General features: G+C 62.9%; 19 protein-coding genes and 1 tRNA gene. 11 read left to right on the top strand and 9 right to left on the bottom strand.

Annotation, left to right across the window (positions count from 1 at the left end; translation table 11 throughout):
* Position 1 precedes the first annotated feature (1 nt).
* On the bottom strand, positions 2–1,252 hold the full coding sequence (locus AC1D10_RS14805; protein WP_477272892.1) for a D-amino acid dehydrogenase: 1,251 nt from the start codon (positions 1,250–1,252) through the stop codon (positions 2–4).
* Positions 1,253–1,355: 103 nt separating this feature from the next.
* Positions 1,356–2,351, bottom strand: a complete 996-nt coding sequence (gene galE / locus AC1D10_RS14800; RefSeq protein ID WP_477272890.1) for a UDP-glucose 4-epimerase GalE — start codon at positions 2,349–2,351, stop codon at positions 1,356–1,358.
* A 266-nt stretch (positions 2,352–2,617) separates the two neighbouring features.
* Between galE and hemA the strand changes: the two genes are divergently transcribed.
* Positions 2,618–3,895 (top strand): 5-aminolevulinate synthase, encoded by a 1,278-nt coding sequence (gene hemA / locus AC1D10_RS14795; RefSeq protein ID WP_477272888.1) that lies wholly within the window; start codon positions 2,618–2,620, stop codon positions 3,893–3,895.
* 73 nt (positions 3,896–3,968) lie between these two features.
* Here the strand turns inward: hemA and AC1D10_RS14790 are convergent, their stop codons facing one another.
* The gene (locus AC1D10_RS14790) at positions 3,969–5,135 is read right to left on the bottom strand and encodes a pyridoxal phosphate-dependent aminotransferase (protein ID WP_477272886.1); all 1,167 of its coding nucleotides are present in this window, start codon (positions 5,133–5,135) and stop codon (positions 3,969–3,971) included.
* A gap of 111 nt (positions 5,136–5,246) precedes the next feature.
* Entirely contained in the window at positions 5,247–5,669 is a 423-nt protein-coding gene (mscL, locus tag AC1D10_RS14785) for a large conductance mechanosensitive channel protein MscL (RefSeq protein WP_477272884.1), read from the bottom strand.
* Positions 5,670–5,947: 278 nt separating this feature from the next.
* Here mscL and AC1D10_RS14780 point away from each other — a divergent pair, with 278 nt between their 5' ends.
* The gene (locus AC1D10_RS14780; RefSeq protein WP_477272881.1) at positions 5,948–9,430 is read left to right on the top strand and encodes a PAS domain-containing hybrid sensor histidine kinase/response regulator; all 3,483 of its coding nucleotides are present in this window, start codon (positions 5,948–5,950) and stop codon (positions 9,428–9,430) included.
* A 31-nt stretch (positions 9,431–9,461) separates the two neighbouring features.
* Here the strand turns inward: AC1D10_RS14780 and AC1D10_RS14775 are convergent, their stop codons facing one another.
* Entirely contained in the window at positions 9,462–10,121 is a 660-nt protein-coding gene (locus AC1D10_RS14775) for a response regulator transcription factor (RefSeq protein WP_477272879.1), read from the bottom strand.
* Between the two features lie 125 nt (positions 10,122–10,246).
* Positions 10,247–10,675: a hypothetical protein gene (locus AC1D10_RS14770; protein WP_477272877.1), complete on the bottom strand. Its 429-nt coding sequence runs from the start codon at positions 10,673–10,675 to the stop codon at positions 10,247–10,249.
* A 107-nt stretch (positions 10,676–10,782) separates the two neighbouring features.
* Here AC1D10_RS14770 and AC1D10_RS14765 point away from each other — a divergent pair, with 107 nt between their 5' ends.
* On the top strand, positions 10,783–11,133 hold the full coding sequence (locus AC1D10_RS14765) for a DUF952 domain-containing protein (protein ID WP_477272875.1): 351 nt from the start codon (positions 10,783–10,785) through the stop codon (positions 11,131–11,133).
* Complete coding sequence (locus tag AC1D10_RS14760; protein ID WP_477272873.1) at positions 11,130–12,209, top strand: quinone-dependent dihydroorotate dehydrogenase; 1,080 nt, start codon at positions 11,130–11,132, stop codon at positions 12,207–12,209. The genes AC1D10_RS14765 and AC1D10_RS14760 overlap by 4 nt, the downstream gene beginning before the upstream one ends.
* On the opposite strand, the gene AC1D10_RS14755 is transcribed toward AC1D10_RS14760, so the two are convergent.
* Positions 12,202–13,542 (bottom strand): MATE family efflux transporter, encoded by a 1,341-nt coding sequence (locus tag AC1D10_RS14755; protein ID WP_477272871.1) that lies wholly within the window; start codon positions 13,540–13,542, stop codon positions 12,202–12,204. The genes AC1D10_RS14760 and AC1D10_RS14755 overlap by 8 nt on opposite strands.
* Before the next feature lie 133 nt (positions 13,543–13,675).
* Here AC1D10_RS14755 and AC1D10_RS14750 point away from each other — a divergent pair, with 133 nt between their 5' ends.
* Positions 13,676–14,578 carry a histone deacetylase family protein gene (locus tag AC1D10_RS14750; RefSeq protein WP_477272869.1) on the top strand — a complete coding sequence of 301 codons (903 nt, stop codon included), beginning with the start codon at positions 13,676–13,678 and terminating at the stop codon, positions 14,576–14,578.
* Positions 14,579–14,582: 4 nt separating this feature from the next.
* Here AC1D10_RS14750 and AC1D10_RS14745 read toward each other — a convergent pair whose 3' ends face one another.
* A complete protein-coding gene (locus AC1D10_RS14745) occupies positions 14,583–14,846 on the bottom strand; it encodes a DUF6460 domain-containing protein (RefSeq protein WP_477272867.1) in 264 nt (87 codons plus the stop codon).
* Positions 14,847–15,189: 343 nt separating this feature from the next.
* Between AC1D10_RS14745 and AC1D10_RS14740 the strand changes: the two genes are divergently transcribed.
* From AC1D10_RS14740 to AC1D10_RS14715, 6 genes are all read left to right on the top strand, one after another.
* Positions 15,190–16,209, top strand: a complete 1,020-nt coding sequence (locus tag AC1D10_RS14740; RefSeq protein ID WP_477273117.1) for a glycosyltransferase family 2 protein — start codon at positions 15,190–15,192, stop codon at positions 16,207–16,209.
* Positions 16,202–16,903 carry a class I SAM-dependent methyltransferase gene (locus tag AC1D10_RS14735; RefSeq protein ID WP_477272865.1) on the top strand — a complete coding sequence of 234 codons (702 nt, stop codon included), beginning with the start codon at positions 16,202–16,204 and terminating at the stop codon, positions 16,901–16,903. Before AC1D10_RS14740 ends, AC1D10_RS14735 begins: the two co-directional genes overlap by 8 nt.
* A 10-nt stretch (positions 16,904–16,913) precedes the next feature.
* On the top strand, positions 16,914–17,357 hold the full coding sequence (locus AC1D10_RS14730; RefSeq protein WP_477272863.1) for a GtrA family protein: 444 nt from the start codon (positions 16,914–16,916) through the stop codon (positions 17,355–17,357).
* 39 nt (positions 17,358–17,396) lie between these two features.
* Positions 17,397–18,878 (top strand): hypothetical protein, encoded by a 1,482-nt coding sequence (locus tag AC1D10_RS14725; protein ID WP_477272861.1) that lies wholly within the window; start codon positions 17,397–17,399, stop codon positions 18,876–18,878.
* A gap of 318 nt (positions 18,879–19,196) precedes the next feature.
* Positions 19,197–19,270: transfer RNA gene (locus tag AC1D10_RS14720), tRNA-Gly, on the top strand.
* Between the two features lie 279 nt (positions 19,271–19,549).
* Positions 19,550–19,741 (top strand): hypothetical protein, encoded by a 192-nt coding sequence (locus tag AC1D10_RS14715; protein ID WP_477272859.1) that lies wholly within the window; start codon positions 19,550–19,552, stop codon positions 19,739–19,741.
* Positions 19,742–20,119: 378 nt separating this feature from the next.
* Here AC1D10_RS14715 and AC1D10_RS14710 read toward each other — a convergent pair whose 3' ends face one another.
* Positions 20,120–20,284 (bottom strand): hypothetical protein, encoded by a 165-nt coding sequence (locus tag AC1D10_RS14710; protein ID WP_477272857.1) that lies wholly within the window; start codon positions 20,282–20,284, stop codon positions 20,120–20,122.
* Positions 20,285–20,293 lie beyond the last annotated feature (9 nt).

Genomic DNA, 20,293 nt, shown 5'->3' with positions numbered 1-20,293 from the left:
CCTAGCCTCCGTAGACCAGCCCTTGCGGATCGATCTCCGGCTTGCGGCCGGCGACCAGATCGGCAAGGAATTTTCCGGAGCCGCAAGCCATGGTCCAGCCAACATGGCCGTGCCCGGTGTCGAGATAGAGGTTCTTGTAGCGCGCCTGGCCTATGACCGGCACCGAGTTCGGCATCATCGGCCGCAGACCTGCCCACAGCTCTGCCTTCTTCTCGTCGAAGGCGCCGGGGAACAGATCCTTGCCGGTTCTGAACATGGCGGCGAAGTCGCTTGGCCTGTGGGTGCGATCGAAGCCGGTGAATTCGGCGGTCGAAGCGAGCCGCAGCCGATTGCCGAGCCTGGAGTAGGCGATCAGTTGGTCTTCGTCGGCGCCGCCCATGGTCGGACCCTTGCTTTCGTCCTCCAGGGGTATCGTCGCCGTATAACCTTTCACGGGATAGACTGGCAGGTCGATGCCGTAGCGGCGGCCGAGCAGGCCGCTTTCCGGCCCCATCGAGATCACCACGGCATCGCCGGCAATCGGCCCAGCCGAGGTCATCACCGCGCGCACCCGGTCACCTTCGATATCGAGGCCTTCGACCGTGGTGCCGTAGAGAAATTTCACGCCGAGCTTCTCGGCGGCGTGGGCGGCGAGCTTTTCCACGAACTGCCGGGAATCGCCGGTCTGGTCGATCGGCGAATAGACGCCTCCGGCGATCTTTTCCTTCACGCCGGCAAGGCCCGGTTCAAGCTCGATCAGCCGGTCACGGCCGACGATCTCGATCGGCAGGCCATGCTCGGCCAGATAGCGATAATTGTCCGTGCCGGTGTCGAGACTGTGCTGCGAGCGGAAGAAATAAAGGATGCCCTTCTTGCGCTCGTCATAGCCGATGCCGGTATCGGCGGAGATGGCGTTGATGCAGTCGCGCGAATAAAGCGCCAGGCGCAGCTTGACCCGGCTGTTGGCGCGCAAGCGCTCTTTCGTGCATTGGCGCAGGAAGCGCAGGCTCCAGGCGAGGAAATAGGGATCGAAGCGCAGCCGCACCTTGATGCCGAGATCATGGTTGTAGAGCGCGCGCAGGAAGGTCTTCAGCGCCGCCGGCGAGGCCCAGGCGGTGGCATCACCCGGCGACACCAGGCCGGCATTCGACTGGCTGGTGCCGCGCGCCGGCGCCGGATGGCGCTCGATGACGGTGACCTCATGACCGTCGCTGGCCAGATAATAGGCGGCCGCCGTACCGACAACGCCGGCCCCGAGCACCGTTATTTTCATGCCATCCCCCAAAGCTCTCCGCGGCGCAGCGCCTCCACGCCGGCCGCGAATGCCTTCAATAGCGCTTCACTGCCCGCCTTGCGAGCCCCTGGGAGAACGCGCCTCAGCCTCGCGCGGAGTTCTTGCCGGTCAGGATGCGCTCCCAGGCGAGCGCGTCGGCGACGATCTGGTCGAGATCGTCGCGTTGCGGGGTCCAGCCGAGTTCCGCGCGGGCGAGATCCGAATTGGCAACTACCGCTGCGGCGTCGCCGGGACGGCGATCGCCCATTTTCACTTCGAAATCATGGCCGAAGGCACGCCGCACGCTGTCGATGACCTCGAGCACCGAATAGCCATGGCTGTAGCCGCAATTGGCGACCAGGCTGGAGCCCCCCGCACGCAGCCGCTGCAGCGCAAGACGATGCGCCGCGGCCAGATCGCTGACATGGATATAGTCGCGCATGCAGGTACCGTCCGGCGTCGGATAATCGGTACCGAACACCTGCATGAACGGGCGCTTGCCGAGCGCCGTCTCGCAGGCGACCTTGATCAGATGGGTGGCACCCGGTGTCGACTGGCCGGTGCGGCCCTTCGGGTCGGCGCCGGCGACGTTGAAGTAGCGCAGCGCGGTGTAGCGGAGCCCATGTGCGATCGCCGCATCGCGCAGCATCCATTCGCTCATCAGCTTGGACAGGCCATAGGGCGATTCCGGCGCCAGGCGGGCATCCTCGCGCACCGGCTCCAACCCGGCGCCGCCATAGACGGCCGCGGTCGAGGAAAAGATGAAATTGGGCACGCCCTCTCGCACCGCGGTTTCGATCAGCGTGCGCGTCTTGCAGGTGTTGTTCTCATAATAGCCGAGCGGGTCGGCGACCGATTCCGGGACTACGATGGAGCCGGCGAAATGGATGATCGCGTCGACCTTGTTGTCACGAATGATGCCGCCAACCAGTTCCTTGTCGGCGACATCGCCGACGACCAGCTTTGCCTCCGGCGCCACCGCCCATTCGAAGCCGGTGGAAAGACGGTCGAGAACGACCACGCTCTCGCCGGCATCCAGCAACTCCCAGACCATATGGCTGCCGATGTAGCCGGCACCGCCTGTCACCAAAACCGTCATCCCAAATCCTCGCATCTCAAGATTTATCGGAAACTGTCTCAACCACCGCCTTACTGGAAAGCCTGCCGCATTGCCATTAGAACGGTGGTAACCGGTATCATCGGCATGTGGCATCATCTTGAAACAAAATTGATCCACATCAATGGAATAGGCCACGGCTCGTGGTCGTTAGGAACAGGTCCGGGGCGTGGCATTTTGACCAAATTGGCCCGGTGGACGACCAATCGGGCAATGATTATGATCCCGCGCAAAATTGGGAAGTCGACATGAACTATCAGCGGTTCTTCGAGGAAGCGATCGACCAGCTCCATGCCGAGCGTCGCTACCGCGTCTTCGCCGACCTCGAGCGTATTGCAGGCAAGTTTCCGCGCGCCATCTGGCGTTCCAATGGCCGCGCCGAGGAAATCACCGTCTGGTGTTCCAACGACTATCTCGGCATGGGCCAGCATCCCGATGTCATCGCCGCGTTCCAGAATGCGGCGGGCAAGATGGGCTCTGGCGCCGGCGGCACCCGCAACATTTCCGGCACCAGCAACCCGCTGGTCGAGCTCGAACTGGAGCTTGCCGACCTGCACGACAAGGAAGCCGCCCTCGTCTTCACCTCCGGCTTCGTCTCCAACGAAGCGTCGATCTCGACCATCGCCCGGCTTCTGCCCAACTGCCTGATCATCTCGGACGAACTGAACCATGCTTCGATGATCGAAGGCGTGCGGCGTTCGGGTGCGGAAAAGAAGATCTTCCGCCACAACGACGTCGCGCATCTGGAAAGCCTGCTGCAGGCGGCGGGCCGCGAACGCGCCAAGCTGATCGTCTTCGAAAGCGTCTATTCGATGGATGGCGACATCGCGCCGATCAGGCAGATCGTCGAGCTCGCCGAGCGCCACAACGCCATGACCTATATCGACGAGGTCCATGCCGTCGGCATGTACGGACCGCGCGGCGGCGGCATCACGGAGCGCGAAGGCCTGGCCGACCGCATCGATATCATCGAAGGCACGCTGGCCAAGGCGTTCGGCACGCTCGGTGGCTACATCACCGGCACCAGCGCTGTCATCGACGCCGTGCGCTCCTATGCACCGGGCTTCATCTTCACCACCGCGCTGCCACCGGCGATCGCCGCTGCGGCGACCACGTCCATCCGCCATCTCAAGCGCTCGCAGGCCGAGCGCGATGCCCAGCAGCGGCAGGCGACGCGTACCAAGCAGATCCTCTCCGCCGCCGGCCTGCCGGTGATGGAGTCGCCGACCCATATCGTGCCGCTGCTGGTCGGCGACCCGGAACTCTGCAAGATGGCGAGCGACCGCCTGCTCGGCGTGCACGGCATCTATATCCAGCCGATCAATTACCCGACCGTGCCGCGCGGCACGGAGCGGCTGCGCATCACGCCGACGCCGTTCCATTCCGACGCGCTGATCGCGGCCCTGCAGGATGCATTGGTCGAGACCTGGGATGCGCTCGGCATACCCTACGGCTCGGCCGGCCGGCCGTCGGTCGCCAAGAGCGACCGGATCATTCCATTGCTGGTGCCCAAATCAGGCGGCTAAAGCCCGTTTGAAACTCGCTCTGACGGCCATCTGACGCGCCGGAGCGATTTTCAATTCGAGCTTCGTCGGCGGCTCAAACAGTCTTCATCCACTTCGCCAGACGGTGCGCCGCTTCCTCGACCTGGTCGAGGCGGCGGTGGAAGCAGAGCCTGAGGAAGGCTTCGCCGCCGGGGCCGAAGGCCGTGCCGGGCGCCAGGCCGACATTGGCCTTGTCGACGATGTCGAAAGCGGCGGTCCGCGAATCGGTGATGCCATCGACGGTGAAGAACAGGTAGAATGCACCTTGCGGCACGGTGAACCGGGCGCGATCGGTGGCCCCGAGAATGCCGCAGACCAGGTCGCGCGCCTTCCTCGCCCGTTCCACCTGTTCGGCAATGAAATCATCGCCCTGATCAAGGGCTGCGACCGCGCCGCGCTGCATGAACTGGGCGACGCCGGAGTTCGAATACTGAATCAGGTTCTCGAACACCTGCTGCAAGGCAGGATGGGTCTTGATCCAGCCGACACGCCAGCCGGTCATCGCCCAGTTCTTGGAAAAACTGTTGACGAACAGGATGCGGTCTTCCGCCGTCGCGATGTCGAGGAAGGACGGCGCGCGGCCATGGCCATAGTGGAACAACGCATAAATCTCGTCGGCGATGATCCAGAGATTCTTCGCGCGGGCGAGATCGAGGATCGCCTGCAAGGTCTCATGGTCGGCCGTCCAGCCGGTCGGGTTCGACGGCGTGTTGATGAACAGCGCCTTGGTGCGCGGCGTAATCGCCGCCGCGATCTTCTCGACGTCGCAGGACCAGCCATTGCCGGATTGATCGAGCGTGACCGGCACCGGTACGGCTCCCGATATCGCCGCGGCAGCGTGGAAATTCGGCCAGGCCGGCGACAGATAGACAACTTCGTCGCCGGCGCCGGCGAGCGCATCGAGCGCCAGCTGGATGGCATGCATGCCGGACCCGGTGACGATGAACTGTTCCTCGGGGAACGTCTTGCCGAAATGCCTGGCATAGTAGCGGGCAAGCGCCTGCCTGAGATCGGGGATGCCCCTCTGCCAGGTGTAGAACGTCTCGCCGCCGGCCAGCGCTTTCGACGCCGCATCGGTGATGAACGGAGGCGTCGGCAGGTCGCCTTCACCGGCCCAGAGCGGGATCATGCCCTCGCGCAGACGGCCATAATTGACGACGGCGACAATGCCGCTTTCGGGAGCGGCGCGGGCTTCCGCGCGCAAGCTGTCGATCAAGGTCATGGGCAGGTCCGTTCCGATCTCGGGCGTTGATCAGCGCTCCATACCAGATGCGAAAACAGAAAACCCCAGCCGCGAACGACCGGGGTCTTGGTCCAGCCATGCTCTGCTGAACTATCTTTTGGCGAGCAGGTCGCGAATTTCGGTCAGCAGCGCAACGTCGGCCGGCGGCGGTGCAGCGGGTGCTGCCGGCTTCTCGCGCTCCAGCCGCCTGCGCATGTTGTTCACCGCCTTGACCATCAGGAAGATGATGAAGGCGAGGATGATGAAATTCAGCGCGACGGTGACGAAGCTGCCATAGGCGAAAACAGCGCCTTGCTTTTTGGCGTCCGCCAGCGAGGTGGCGGTGACGGCCGAGGAAAGCCCGACGTAATAGTTGTTGAAGTCCAGCCCGCCGAAAATCGCGCCGACGATCGGCATAATGATGTCGTTGACAAGGGAATCGACGATCTTGCCGAAGGCAGCGCCGATGATGACGCCGACGGCCAAGTCCATCACGTTGCCCTTGGAAATAAACTCCTGGAATTCTTTCAGCATTCGACCCTCCATGTCATGACCGGCCGCGCTGCCGTTCCGTCCTTGCGGCATCGACCCAGAGGCAAGATAACAAAAACCTGGGGTTGCAACATGGGCAAAAAAGAGAAAACAACCGGTTTCTCCTTACCTCGCGGCACAGCGGATGACGGCTTGGTTGTGCTGTCTGAATGTCGCGGCCGCGATCATGCTCCCAAAGCCGCAATGGACTCCGACGCCAAGCTGTGATTGCGTCCGGGCAAGCCGGACAAAAAAAGACGGCAAAGGAGGAAATTCCAGGCGTGCAGGGCTTGTTCATCGTCATCATCGCGATCGCCTATGTGACGCTGCTGTTCGCCATTGCCAGCCTGGGCGACCGCCGCTCGGCCATAGCTGGACCCAGCCGGGCGCGGCCCTTCATCTACGCGCTCAGCCTTGCCATCTACTGCACGTCCTGGACCTTCTTCGGCTCGGTCGGCCTCTCCTCGGAACGCGGCCTCGAATTCCTTGGCATCTATACCGGCCCGGTGCTGGTGTTCGTGTTCGGCTTTCCGCTGCTCAACCGCATCGTGCGGCTGGCCAAGACCGAGAAGATCACCTCGATCGCCGACTTTCTCGGCGCTCGCTACGGCAAAAGCTTCACTGTCGCGGCGATCGCAACGCTGATCGCCACCATCGGCGCGGTGCCCTATATCGCGCTGCAGTTGAAGGCGATCTCCGGTTCGGTCAGCCTGATGGTCGAGCACTACACCGGCTCGCCACCCTCCTTCGATCCGTTCGTCAGCGACATCTCGCTGGTGGTCGCCATGCTGCTGGCGCTGTTTGCGGTGCTGTTCGGCACACGCCACGCCGACGCCACCGAACACCAGGACGGGCTTGTGCTGGCGGTCGCGGTCGAGACCGTGGTCAAGCTTGCCGCCTTCCTGGCGATCGGCCTGATGGTCACCTTCATGATCTTCGGCGGCCCGGGCGACATGTTCGACAAGCTGGCGCAGAATGCTCAGGTCCGGCAGGCAATGGGCTACAACACCTCGCTCGCCACCTGGCTGGTGCTGACTTGCCTGAGCGGCTTTGCCATCATCATGCTGCCGCGGCAGTTCTACGTCACCATCGTCGAGAACCGCGGCGAGGCCGAGTTGCGCACCGCGACATGGGTGTTCCCGCTCTACCTCCTGGCGATCAACCTGTTCGTGCTGCCGATCGCCTTTGCCGGCCTGTCGCTGGTCGGCACCGGAACCAGCAGCGACCTCTACGTATTGTCGCTGCCCTTGTTCAGCGGCCATGATGTGCTGGCGATGGCGGCCTTCATCGGCGGGCTGTCGGCGGCAACGGCCATGGTGATCGTCGAAAGCGTCGCGCTGTCGATCATGATCTCCAACGACCTCGTCATTCCGCTGTTCGTGCGCCGCCTGCTCAAGACCTCGACCTCCGAGAACGAAGACTGGTCGACGCTGATCCTCAATGTGCGGCGCGGGGCAATCTTCATCCTGCTGTTCATCGCCTTCCTCTACTACCGCGAGAGCACCAACAGCGCGCGCCTGTCGTCGATCGGCCTGATGTCGTTCGCGGCCATCGCGCAGTTCGCGCCGGCGCTGATCGGCGGCCTGATCTGGCGCGGCGCCAATGGCAGGGGCGCGGCACTTGGCATGGTCGCCGGCATCCTCGTCTGGGGCTACACGCTGCTGTTTCCATCGCTTGCCGCACCCGATACCGGCATCATCGTGCACGGGCTATTCGGCTTCGAGGCGTTGCGGCCGCAGGCGCTGTTCGGCACCGTCGCCGAACCGCTGAACCACGGCGTGTTATGGAGCCTGTCGATCAACGCGGTGTTCTTCGTCCTCGGCTCCCTCTCCCGCGCCTCGGTGCCGCTGGAACGCATCCAGGCCTCGATCTTCGTGCCGCGCGATGCCGGCCCGATGCCCAGCCTGCGCCGCTTCCGCACCGCCATCACCGTCAATGACCTCAAGGATACGATCTCGCGCTATCTCGGCGTCGAGCGCACCGAGCGCTCCTTCCAGTCGTTCGAAAAGACCAACGGCACCTCGCTGCACGGCAAAGAGCAGGCGAGCATGGACGTCATCCGCTTTTCCGAGCAGTTGCTGGCCAGCGCCGTCGGCTCTTCCTCGGCGCGGCTGATCCTGTCGCTGCTGTTTCGGCGCCATGACCGCGAATCCAAGGATGCCTTCCGCTTGCTCGACGACGCCACCGAGGCGCTGCAGCACAACCGCGACCTGTTGCAGATCGCGCTCGACCAAATGGAGCAAGGCATCACCGTCTTCGACCGCGATTTCCGGCTGATCTGCTGGAACCGCCAATACCGGGCATTGTTCGACCTGCCCGACGAGATGGGCCAGGTCGGCGTCTCGCTCGACCGCATCCTGCGCCACCTCGCCGAGCGTGGCGACATTCCCGCGGACCAGCGTGTGGCGATGCTCAACCGGCTGACCAGTTTCGTCAGCCCATGGCAGATGGAACTCAAGACCAGTGGCCGCATCCTGGAGCTGCGTTCCAACCCGATGCCGGATGGCGGCATCGTCGCCACCTACGCCGACATTTCCGGGCGCGTCGAACAGGACCTGGCACTCAAGCGCGCCAATGAATCGCTGGAACAGCGCGTCAAGACCCGTACCATAGAGCTGACCCGCGTCAACGAGGAACTGGCGCAGGCGCAAATGCTGGCCGAGGAGGCCAATCTCGGCAAGACGCGCTTCCTCGCCGCCGCCGGCCACGACATCCTGCAGCCGCTGAACGCTGCCCGCCTATATTGCTCGTCGCTGATCGAGAAGGCCGGCAAGGGGCCTGCCGGCAAGGCCGCGGTCAACATCGAATCCTCGCTGGAATCGGTCGAAACGATTCTCGGCGCCGTGCTCGACATCTCGCGCCTCGATGCCGGCGCGATGAAGCCGGACGACACCGCCTTCAATCTCGACGGACTGCTGCGCCAGATCGGCAACGACTTCCAGCCGCTGGCCGCCGAGAAAAAGCTCCGCCTGACGATCATGCCATCATCGTTGACCGTGAAGACGGACCGCAACCTGTTGCGGCGGCTGATCCAGAATCTCGTCTCCAACGCCATCAAATACACGCGCCACGGCCGTGTGCTGGTTGGCGTGCGCCGGCGCGGTGAACTGGCCGAGATCCAGGTGATCGACAGCGGTATCGGCATCGCCGGAGACAAGCTCAACACCGTCTTTCACGAATTCACCCGGCTGGACGAAGGCGCGCGCGAAGCCGAGGGCCTTGGCCTCGGCCTTTCGATCGTCGACCGCATCGCCCGGGTGTTGCGCCTGGAGATCCGGATCTTTTCCAATCCTGGCAAGGGCACGCGCTTCTCCGTCATCCTGCCGGTAGCGGCCGTGCAGGAGCCGCGACGCGAGATCGAAACCAGGGCTCCTGCCCGCGCCACAGCGTCGCTGGCCGGGCTGCGCGTGCTTTGCATCGACAACGATGCCCGCATCCTCGAAGGCATGCGGCTCCTGCTCGAAGGCTGGGGCTGCAACGTCGACACAGTGTCCGGCTCAAGGGATCTGGCCGCGATACACCGCCCGGACATTGTCCTTGCCGACTACCATCTCGACGGCGAAACCGGTCTCGACATCGTCGTCAGGCTACGCGCGATCCATGGCGATAGCCTGCCGGCCGTGCTGGTGACCGCGGACCGCTCCAACGAGGTGCGCACAGCGGCGGGTGCGCTCGATATTCCGGTGATCAACAAGCCGCTGAAGCCGGCGGGGCTGCGTTCGATGATGGCCAGGGTCAGGCCACTGGCCTCTGCGGCCGAATAATTCAGGCGTTTGATTTCGCCGGGGACGGGTGTCAGCCGGCCGGCTGCAACGGGTCGTTGCCGATCTTGGACAGCAGGATCACCGCCTGGGTGCGGCTGTCGACGCCGAGCTTCTGCAGGATGGCCGAGACATGCGCCTTGATGGTCGCCTCGGAGACACCGAGCTCATAGGCGATCTGCTTGTTGAGCAGGCCCTCGGCCAGCATGCCGAGCACGCGGGTCTGCTGCGGCGTCAGCGCCTGCAGGCGTTTGATCAGGTCGGAAATCTCGGGATCGCGCTCGACGCCGAGATCGACGCCGACGGGCGCGGCGATGTCGCCGGCAAGCACCGACTGCACGGCATTGCGGATCTCTTCCATGCTGGCCGACTTGGAGATGAAGCCCGAAGCGCCGAGATCGAGCGCACGCCTGATGGTCGCCGGATCGTCATGCGCAGACACCACGACCAACGGCACCGCCGGGTGGATGCCGCGCAGCGAAATCAGGCCGGAAAGCCCGCTGGCGCCCGGCATCGACAGGTCGAGCAGCACCAGATCGACATCCTCGTTGGCCACGACCAGCGCCTTGGCGCTCTCGAAATCCCCGGCCTCGTGGATTGCCGCGACATTGCCGATGCCGGCGAGCGCTTCGCGCAGCGCACCACGAAACAGCGGGTGATCGTCGGCGATGACGAAAGAATAGCCTGACGGCAAATGTCCCTCCCCGAATCCCCCGATGTTTTTCTGCTTTTTCCGGGACCAGTTGGACGATTATGAGGGGCTGCGCGCTGTTTTCAAGCGGCAAAGCCAGCGCGCCGCGTTTTCCCTATTTTGAGCGCTCAGGTCTTCTGCGAGTTGAGCTGGGCGCCGTCGTCCTTGTCCATATCCTTGACGATGCCCATGAAGCCGCGCAGGAAACGCTCCATGTAGCTCATCGTCTTGTTGAAATCCTCCTCGCTCGGCAATTTCGATTCGAGGCGGGCGGAGAGCGAATTCTCGAGCTTGGTAACACGCTCGTCCATCGCCTTCATCGAGGTCTGGAGGCGGTCGACCTCGTCCTGGAAAGCGGCGCGTTCGTCGGCCGCCATCTTGCAGACGAGCTGGCCGGAGCGCTCCTCGCAGATCGACATCGAACCGGTCTGCGTGTCCATCCGAACATAGCCGTTATCAGACTTTTCCAGCCGGTAGCGGTCGGTTTCTTCCGAATAAGCTGAAGCCGCGACCAGCGAAGCGAGCGCGGCGGGGATCAAGATGTGCTGCAGACGCATGTTGTCCTCCATGGCCAAAGTCAGTTTTATCGCATGTTTGCGCCGGAAATGGGGAAGACCCCTGACGTGGTCTTTCCCGCGTGACTGGTTCGGACTATAGCGCAACCATGTCTCAGATTATCTACAAGATAACCCCGGAAGCGCCCTGGCGCGAGGCCGAAGCCAATGGCCGCTACACCGGCGCGCCGATCGATGTCGCCGACGGCTTCATCCATTTCTCCACCGCAGGGCAGGTCAAGGAAACGGCGGCAAAGCATTTTGCCGACCAGACCGGCCTTCTGCTGGTCGCCGTCGACGACTCGCGTCTGGGCGCCGCGTTGAAATACGAGATCTCACGCGGCGGCGCGCTGTTTCCGCATCTTTACGATGTGCTGGACCTGAAAGCCGTCCTGTGGGTTCAACCGTTGCCGCTTGGCGCCGACGGTGCCCACCAGTTCCCGGCGCTGGAGGCCGAATGAGCGTGCTCGACCGTATCGGCCAGAAACTGTTGTTCACATTCGATCCGGAAACCGCGCATGGCATGTCGATCGCGGCGCTGCGATGCGGCCTGCCTGTCGGCGCGCGGACGACGCGCGATGCGCGGCTGAAGGTGACGGTCTGCGGCCTCGATTTTCCGAACCCGCTTGGCATGGCGGCGGGCTATGACAAGAATGCCGAAGTGCCGGACGCGCTGCTTGGCCTCGGCTTCGGCTTTGCGGAGGTCGGCACGATCACGCCGCTGCCGCAGGCGGGCAACCCGAAGCCGCGCATCTTCCGGCTGACGGCAGATGAAGCGGTGATCAACCGGCTGGGCTTCAACAATGAAGGCCAAGCGGCCGCCGAAAAGCGCCTCGCTGCCCGCAAGGGGCGTGCCGGCATCGTCGGCGTCAACATCGGCGCCAACAAGGACAGTGCCGATCGCATCGGCGACTATGAGCGCGGCGTTACCCGCTTTGCGCCCGACGCCAGCTATCTAACAGTCAACATTTCCTCTCCCAACACGCCGGGCCTGCGCACCATGCAGGCGCGCGAGCAGCTCGGCGAACTTTTGTCACGTGTCATGGCCGCGCGCGCCACAGCAACAGCACGGCCGCCGGTCTTCCTCAAGATTGCGCCGGACCTGGCCGAGGCCGAGCTGGAAGACATCGCTGCCGAGGTCACTGAAAATCAGATCGACGGCGTCATCGTCTCCAACACCACCATCTCCCGGCCACCGCTACACAGCGGCGACGCCGCGCGTGAGACCGGCGGGCTCTCCGGCAGGCCGCTGTTCGAACGCTCGACCATCGTGCTGGCCAGGATGCGCAAGCTGCTTGGCCCCGACCGCGCCATCATCGGTGTCGGTGGCGTCGATTCCACCGACGCGGCACTGGAAAAGATCCGCGCCGGCGCCGATCTCGTCCAGCTCTACACCAGCATGATCTATGCCGGACCCGCACTGCCGGGCCGGATCGTCGCGGGAATGGCACGCTTTGCCGAAACGGGGCGACTCAGATCCATTCGCGAATTGCGCGACAGCCATCTCGATCAATGGGCGTCGAAGCCGCTCAGCTGAACGCCGTCCGCACCCTGAGCCGCAAAATCGTCAGCAGGCTGAAGCCCCGCGCCAGCAGGAAGACGTGCAGCGCCGCCCACAGGCCATGATTGCCGAAGGTGGGCGCCAGGGTCAGCAGCGCGGCTGAAAAGACGAGGAACGACAGCAGCATCATGTTGCGCATGTCGCGCGACCAGGTGGCGCCGATGAAGACACCGTCCATCTGAAATGCCAGCACACCGCTGAGCGGCGTCAACGCCGCCCAGGGCAGATAGATGTCAGCGACGCCGCGAACGTCCAGCGACGTTGTGACCAAGGCGACCAGGCCGGCACCGCCCAGCCAGAAGATCAGCGTGGCCGCGCCCGCCAGCCCGAACCCCCAAAACAAGGTGAGCCGCACGGCCTGCCGGAACGGTGTGGCGGCATGCGCACCGACGGCACGGCCCGCCAGCTGTTCGGCGGCGGTGGCAAAGCCATCGAGGAAATAGCCGGCGACGAGGAAGAAATTCATCAGCACGGCGTTGGCGGCCAGTGTCACCGTGCCGAACTGCGCGCCCTGGCGGGTGAACAGCGCGAAGGCGGCGAGCAGCGAGAACGAGCGGATCATGATGTCGCGGTTGAGCGACAGCATGCGCAGGAAGGCCGCCATGTCGAGCAGGCGGTGGCGCGGCAACGACGGGGCCGCCCGGAACCGGCGGACGACGATCGCCAAGCCCAGCAGCATGGCAAGGAATTCACCGGTGACGGTCGCCCAGGCGACGCCGGCGACGCCCCAGCCAAGCTTCAGGCCGAGCAGGAAACAGAGCGCGATGTTGATGCCGTTCAGCACCAATTGCAGCATCAGCCCGAGCCCGCCCTCGCCACGGCCGAGGACATAGCCGAGGATGGCATAGTTGATCAGTGAGAACGGAGCTGCGAGCAGCCTGATGCGGATATAGACGCCCATCGCCTCGCTGACGCGCGGTTCGGCGCCCATGAACTTTTGCCCGGCGATGGCGACCAGGGGCGCAAGCGCTGCCAACACGATGCCGGCGACGACCGCGATCAGCACGGCGCGCCAGAACACCGCCTGTTCCTCCAGTTCGTCGCCGCGTCCGAAAGCCTGGGCGACGAGGCCGGTGGTGCCTGAACGCAGGAAATTGAAGGTGGTGAAGACGACGTCGAAGATCAGCGCGCCGGCCGCCAGGCCGCCGAGCAAGGCTGCATCGCCGAACTGGCCGACCACCGCCGTGTCGACCAGGCCGAGCATCGGGGTCGTCAGATAGGCAAGCGTCATCGGCACCGCGATGGCGAGCACGGACCGATTGGTGACGACAAAGGATTTGGCGTCGGCTGGGGTTGCACCCTTGTCCAAAGGACTGCTGCCTTGCTGATTGCGGCTTGATCGAACAGCCGGTGTGCCCCATTTTCCCGGCATCGCGCAATCACCCATCCCGTGACGGCCAACCGAAATCCCCGGTCTGGCGTGAGCCCGCCGGATCCAGTCCATGCCCCTGCAGATCGTCCACCATCCCGACTACGACGCCGGCTTCGCCGTCAACCATCGCTTCCCGATGAGCAAATATCCGCTGCTGATGGAAGCGCTGCGGGCACGCGGACTGGCCGGACCCGACGCACTCAACACCGCCGAACCGGCGCCGGCAGCGTGGTTGAAACTCGCCCATGCGGCGGACTATGTCGATCAGGTCATCAGCTGCTCCGTGCCTGAAAAAATCGAGCGCGAGATCGGCTTTGCGGTCGGCCCGCGTGTCTCGCTGCGCGCGCAGCTTGCCACCGGTGGCACGGTGCTGGCGGCGCGGCTCGCCATGCGCCACGGCATTGCCTGCAACACGGCCGGCGGCAGCCATCATGCGCGACGCGCGCAAGGCGCCGGCTTCTGCACCTTCAACGATGTCGCTGTCGCCGCGCTGGTGCTGCTCGCCGACGGCGCCGCACGGAACATCCTGGTCGTCGATCTCGACGTGCATCAGGGCGACGGCACGGCGGACATTCTCGCGAACGATCCGCGCGTGTTCACCTTTTCCATGCATGGCGACCGCAACTATCCCGCGCGCAAGATCGCCTCGGATCTCGATGTCGCGCTGCCCGATGGCACGGGTGATGCAGCTTACATGGAGGGGCTCGCCGCCATCCTGCCGGAACTCAGCTCCCAAAGGCGCTGGGACATCATCTTCTACAATGCCGGCGTCGACGTTCACGCAGAGGACAGGCTTGGACGGTTGTCGTTATCGGATGACGGCCTGCGCGCCCGCGACGAAACGGTGATCAGTCACTTCCGCAGGCTCGGCATCCCCGTCTGCGGCGTGATTGGTGGCGGCTACTCCACGGATGTGCCCGCACTCGCCGCACGCCACGCCATGTTGTTCGAGGTCGCAGCCGGTTACGCTTGAGAAGTCACTTCCGGTAGCTGGCGATCCTGAGCAGGATGAAGGCCGGAACGACGATCGCCGCACCCAGCAGGATATAGCCGAGGAAACGGTCGATGGCATGGAAGACCAGATTCCACAGGTCGCGGAAAAACCTCTGGATGCCGTAAAGCACGTCCATCGGCGACCAGCCGAAGGCATTCATGACGAGGCCGACGAGGAACGACACCACAAGCAGCTTCAGGATCACCCTAAGCGGCGAGTCGCCGAGAAAGCGCGTCAGTGCGGACAAGGCCCGTCTCCGAGTGAGGTGCCCATACCGAGGGGCGTCGGCCCAGACATACGCACTTGGCTTGCCGGCTTCAAGCCGACAGGTCTACGGGATGTCACGTGGCGCGGGTCTGGGTTTGAACCTTGCCCGCCAGATCGCGTTGCTGCACAATGGCACCATTCGGATTTTGACCGGCCCTGGCGGGGCGCCCGGATCCGCATGGAATTGCAGGTTCGTTCGTGATCTTGGCCGCTGACGGCAGAAAGGCAGGCCGACCAAAGGCCGTGGCCGCTGGTTTATCTGTTTTCTAACCAATTCCCGCTATTGCCATTCCAATAGCGGGAGCAAGGGGCTTTTGGTGGAGATGGAGAAAAACACCGCGCGAAGCGCCGTCATGTTGTCGGTGGTCGTCCCATGCTACAATGAGCTGGATGGGGTGGCCGAACTTCATCGACGGGTGACGGACGCATGCCTCGAGCAGGGGCCCTCCTATGAGATCGTCCTTGTCATCGACGGCGCGACCGATGGCACGCGCGAGGCCATTTTCCAGTTGGCCGAAAAGGACGACCATGTCGTCGCCATCGACCTTGCCCGCAACTACGGCCACCAGATCGCGTTGAGCGCGGGGCTCGAATTCTGCCGCGGCCAGCGCATTCTGATTCTCGATGCCGACCTGCAAGATCCGCCTGAGCTCCTCGGCGCCATGATGGCGAAGATGAATGAAGGCTTCGATGTCGTTTACGGCCAGAGACTGAGCCGCGACGGGGAAAGCTGGTTCAAGCTCACCTCTGCTTCGATGTTCTATCGCTTGCTGCGCGGCATGGTCGACGTCGAGATCGCGCCGAATTCCGGGGATTTCCGACTGATGAGCCGCCGCGCTCTCGATCATCTGAACGCGATGCCCGAACGCTACAGGTTCATTCGCGGCATGGTGAGCTGGATCGGGCTGAAACAGGTTGCCTTCCCCTATGAAAGACACCGGCGCTTTGCCGGCACCACCCACTATCCCCTGAAGAAGATGGTTCTGCTGGCGGTCGACGCGATGACCAGCTTTTCCATCGCGCCGCTGCGGTTCGCCTCGCTGCTGGGAATGCTGTTCGGGCTTCTGGGGCTGGTTGTGCTCTGCTACACCCTCATCGAATGGTCGGTCGGAAACGTGTTGCCAGGCTGGACCAGCCTTGCCGCGATCGTGCTGATCCTGGGCAGCGTCCAGCTTATGGTGCTTGGTATCTTCGGCGAGTATCTTGGGCGCATGTACATGGAGACAAAGCGGCGGCCGCTTTACTTCGTCAACGAGATCGTTTCGCGCAACCGGGCAGCCACTGACAAGGATCTGCCGGTCCATCGCCTGCAGAAGATGGCAAAGAGGGCCGCACGTGCTTGAGGCGGAGTTCGACCAGTTTGCGCGCGAATACCAGGAACAGCATGCCGCGAGCATAAAGCTGAGCGGTGAAGCCCCGGAGTTCTTCCACAAGTACAAGATCGACGACATCGCCGCGACGCTGCGGCGGGCCGGCGTGAAACCGCGACGGATACTCGATTTCGGCGCCGGTGTCGGCAATTCGCTCGGCCATATGCGCTACGCGTTTCCCGACAGCGAGATCACCTTGCTCGATCCTTCGCGGGAATCGCTCGACATCGCCAGCAAGCGCTTTCCCGACCAAGCCGCCTTCACGCATTTCGATGGCAAGACAATTCCCTTTGCCGACGGCAGCTTCGACCTTGCCTTCGCGGCTTGCGTCTTCCACCATATTCCCGAGGACCTGCAGATCGGACTGCTCTCGGAGATCGGCAGGGTGCTGGCCGATGGCGGCAGCTTCTTTGTTTTCGAGCATAATCCGTGGAACCCGCTGACCACGCACGCGGTGAGAAATTGCGCCTTCGACGAGAACGCGGTTTTGATCAATGCGCGCGAGATGCGCAGGCGCATGGCCGCGGCGGGTCTTGCCAACACCCGGATCGTCTACCGGATTTTCTTTCCCCGGCTGCTTGCGAGGCTGAGGCCATTCGAGCGTTTCCTCACCAAGATTCCTGTCGGAGCCCAATATTTTGCGCATGCGGTCAAACCTGCCATTTGACTATCCGAGGATGCTGCGATTTGGCGCCGTCGGTCTGTTGAACACGGCGCTGGGATACGCGGTCATTCTGGCCGGGCTTGCACTGGGTCTTGGCGACATCGTCGCCAACGCCACGGGCTATGCCGCTGGCCTTGTCCTCGGCTTCTTCCTCAACCGCCAATGGACCTTCACACGAGCCGATGGCTTCCGAGCCGGAACCCTGTTGCGATATGGGGGCGTCTTCCTGGTCGCCTACAGCATCAATCTGGCAGTCGTGATCGCCGCCCGCTCGGCAGGCATCACCGAAAGCCCCCTGGTTCACCTGGCGGGGATCTGCGTCTATTCGGTCGTCTTCTACCTCGGCTCGGCTCACTTCGTGTTTGTCGGACGCGAAGGTCGCGCAGACGACAGGGTCGACCGGGACATCCATGTGACCGATAGGCCCCGGCGGGCGCCGACCAGTCGAACTCCTTGAACCAAACTGTCATCGGAAACGATTAAAGGCGGCGCACTTATGGACAACGCCCTGGCCAGTGTGGAGGCCGCAACAGACGACGAGCGGATCCGCCTGATATTCTGCCTGTTCACGGCCTGCGTCTCGGCGGCGTTAATGGGGGCCTTCGCCAATTCCGTCCTGCAGGATCCAGACAGTTGGTGGCAGGTAAAGGTCGGGCTGGATTTCCTGGCAAACCGGACATTTCCGACGGTCGACTCCTACTCCTACACTTTTGCCGGCCAGCCATGGATCGCCAAGGAGTGGCTGGGCCAGGTCATGCTGGCTCTTGCCTATCGGGCAGGAGGCTGGAACGGCGTGGTCACGCTGATCATCGCCTCGATTTCCCTGACGGTTTTCCTGATGGGATGGTTTCTCAGCACATGGCTGAAGCCGATCCTGGCGGTTACGCTGGCCTTTGTCGCGGCGGTCGCGATTGCCCCGATCTATACCGGGCGCCCACATATCTTCACCTTCCCGATCATCGTCATCTGGACAGCGGTGCTCTTTCGAGCGGCAAGGGAGGAACAGGCGCCGCCCTGGTGGCTGCTTGTGCTTGTTGTGTTGTGGGCGAACCTGCACGCGACCTTCACCGTGAGCTTCGTCATCGCAGCTTTCGCCGGTCTCGATCTGCTGACACGTACGGGTCTCTCGAAACCGGCCCTCTTGGCGAAATGGGTCGCATTTGGTCTGCTTTGCCCGCTGGTCAGCCTGATCCACCCCTATGGCGTCCAGGCCATCCTGGCGACCTTCGCGGTGGCCTATGGCAATGAGGCCGTGTCGCTGATCGTGGAATGGCGACCGTTCAATGTGCAGGATTACCCCCTCCAGGAAGTTCTGATGCTGGTGGCGCTGTTCGGGCTGCTGGTGTCACGGTTGCGAATTGGCTGGGCCAAGGCGTTGTTCATCGTCTTCACCTTGCATGTCTTTCTCGCCCATGTGCGTTTCATGTATTTGTTCTTCCTCCTGGTTCCGCTGGTGATCGCGATGGAGGTCGCACAGCAGTTTCCCTCTCTGTCGGTCACCGCTTGGCTGGTTGAAAGGCGCGACGGACTGGAAAAATTCGTCGCCAGGCGGTTCTACGCGGTCTGCGGCGCGGCAGCTGTCTTACTGATCAGCGCGATCGCCGTGCTCGGCAGCGTCTACCAGCTCACGCCGAGCCCGAAGACGTCGGCCAGCGGAGCGCTGGCATTCGCCGAAAGCCACCATCTGTCCGGCAACGTACTGAATTCCTACGATTTCGGCGGCACGCTGATTTTTCATGGGATCAAGACCTATATCGACGGACGGACCGACCAGCTGTTCCTGGGCGGTTTTACAAAAACCGAGGACGAGATGGGACAGAGCAACGGCAAACCGCTCCTCGAAGCCCAGTTGAAGAAATACGCAGTCGACTGGGCGCTGCTGGCGGCCGGCGACAAGCGCATTCCCTTCTTCGAGGAGTTGGGCTGGAAGCGCGCCTATTCGGACGAGTACGCCCTGATCTACCTGCCCGGCGCCTGAGCTGCCGCGCCGGCGCGCGTGGCCGTCAGGGCTTCGAACTCTGGTTGACAAAAGGCCTGACGATGGCCGGTCCAGCGGTGTCGGGTGTCCTTGTGCCGGTAGCTTTCATTGACATGTGAGGGCAGTTATGCTATTAATTTAGGCATGGTGCTGGTTTGCGCCAATGACCCGCCGCACAGGCGGGTTTTTTCGTTTGATGCTCGTCAACCAACGCGTCGGCGAGGGTTCCGAAGGAACCCGTTGGCCCGAATTCGTTGCCCTACAGGTGCCGTTTTGACGATTGCCCGAAGCCGGGCCATCATGGTAACGAAGGCACGCGCGGGTATGATGTAATGGTAGCTTGTCAGCTTCCCAAGCTGAACGCGAGGGTTCGATTCCCTCTACCCGCTCCACCTTGCAAAGCAACGGTTTGAACACGATCCCTGGATGTGACGTTTTCATGGGAATCGATATCTGAAGCGTTCTTGTGAAGGCGAACGCCCAGGGATTCCCAATTTGCAGCGCAACCCCAAAATGCTTTTGCGCGCGTCCGGCGCGCCATCATGGCCCGCGCCGGCGCACCTTGCGCCAACCCGCCGCCCTATACGAATCCGTATGGATTTTCCTCTTGAAAACTCGGATTTGAGGGATTTATAAAACTCGACGTTCCCCATTGCCAAGAGGCAACCGCGATGGATGACGTGACGCTAAACGGCAAGGTTCATCCTTGCATTGAAGTGGTCGAGGCCTGCGGCGAATGGTTCGTCCGCGTGGTCGAGGAAGACCAGGAACTTACCCGATCATTCGAGCTGGAATCCTTCGCCCTAGCCTTTGCGGAAGGCCAGAGGCGACGTCTGGGGCTTGCCAACTTCACGCGACTGTAGGCACTACCCAGCCGTAGAGGAATGGCCGGTGCAGCTGCGGCTTTCGAGGACACGATGGCCGCACCGACCACTGTTCCGCCCGAGATCAATCTATCGCCATATTAGCGATAGCTCAACTAAGACTGAAGTCCCTCGTTCGCCGGTCGAGCAGTCAGATCGTCAAGGTGTTGCTAATATACAGCACAGGAGAGCTTTGCGAACGGCCTCGTGCCGAACCGCTTCCAACGGCTGCCCGTTAGCGTCAAAATGACAACGCCAACGACTCGAGGCGGTGAAGATGGGCACGCGGCAAAACACAAAAACTATTGAGTTCTGCGGTCTTCTAGCCGTTCCGTTGTCACTTCTCATTACGGTGCTGCTAGCTGGAATGATCCTTGGCTAGCAGCGCACGCTCGCGGGCTTCCAGGCGTCCATTTCAAGCGGCTTGTGCTTCGGACGATCATGCCAGATCACCTGCCGAAGATCCCGCATGTCAACCAACTGGCCGCACACCGGGCACTTGAGCTGAAGCCCGTCGCCATTTGTGGCGACGGCTTCAGCCATAAGGCTTGG

The sequence above is a fragment of the Mesorhizobium sp. P2_A8 genome (assembly GCF_056404935.1).
Note: the sequence above shows the minus strand (reverse complement) of the source record. Positions and strands in the feature narration are given on the sequence as shown.

Bases quoted from the DNA above. Each gene is read 5' to 3' on its own strand.
- galE (WP_477272890.1), bottom strand. From the start codon at position 2,351: ATGACGGTTTTGGTGACAGGCGGTGCCGGCTACATCGGCAGCCATATG.
- AC1D10_RS14725 (WP_477272861.1), top strand. From the start codon at position 17,397: ATGGACAACGCCCTGGCCAGTGTGGAGGCCGCAACAGACGACGAGCGG.
- AC1D10_RS14750 (WP_477272869.1), top strand. From the start codon at position 13,676: ATGCCCCTGCAGATCGTCCACCATCCCGACTACGACGCCGGCTTCGCC.
- AC1D10_RS14770 (WP_477272877.1), bottom strand. From the start codon at position 10,675: ATGCGTCTGCAGCACATCTTGATCCCCGCCGCGCTCGCTTCGCTGGTC.
- AC1D10_RS14715 (WP_477272859.1), top strand. From the start codon at position 19,550: ATGGATGACGTGACGCTAAACGGCAAGGTTCATCCTTGCATTGAAGTG.
- AC1D10_RS14805 (WP_477272892.1), bottom strand. From the start codon at position 1,252: ATGAAAATAACGGTGCTCGGGGCCGGCGTTGTCGGTACGGCGGCCGCC.
- AC1D10_RS14740 (WP_477273117.1), top strand. From the start codon at position 15,190: ATGGAGAAAAACACCGCGCGAAGCGCCGTCATGTTGTCGGTGGTCGTC.
- hemA (WP_477272888.1), top strand. From the start codon at position 2,618: ATGAACTATCAGCGGTTCTTCGAGGAAGCGATCGACCAGCTCCATGCC.
- AC1D10_RS14710 (WP_477272857.1), bottom strand. From the start codon at position 20,284: ATGGCTGAAGCCGTCGCCACAAATGGCGACGGGCTTCAGCTCAAGTGC.
- mscL (WP_477272884.1), bottom strand. From the start codon at position 5,669: ATGCTGAAAGAATTCCAGGAGTTTATTTCCAAGGGCAACGTGATGGAC.
- AC1D10_RS14765 (WP_477272875.1), top strand. From the start codon at position 10,783: ATGTCTCAGATTATCTACAAGATAACCCCGGAAGCGCCCTGGCGCGAG.
- AC1D10_RS14730 (WP_477272863.1), top strand. From the start codon at position 16,914: ATGCTGCGATTTGGCGCCGTCGGTCTGTTGAACACGGCGCTGGGATAC.
- AC1D10_RS14760 (WP_477272873.1), top strand. From the start codon at position 11,130: ATGAGCGTGCTCGACCGTATCGGCCAGAAACTGTTGTTCACATTCGAT.
- AC1D10_RS14790 (WP_477272886.1), bottom strand. From the start codon at position 5,135: ATGACCTTGATCGACAGCTTGCGCGCGGAAGCCCGCGCCGCTCCCGAA.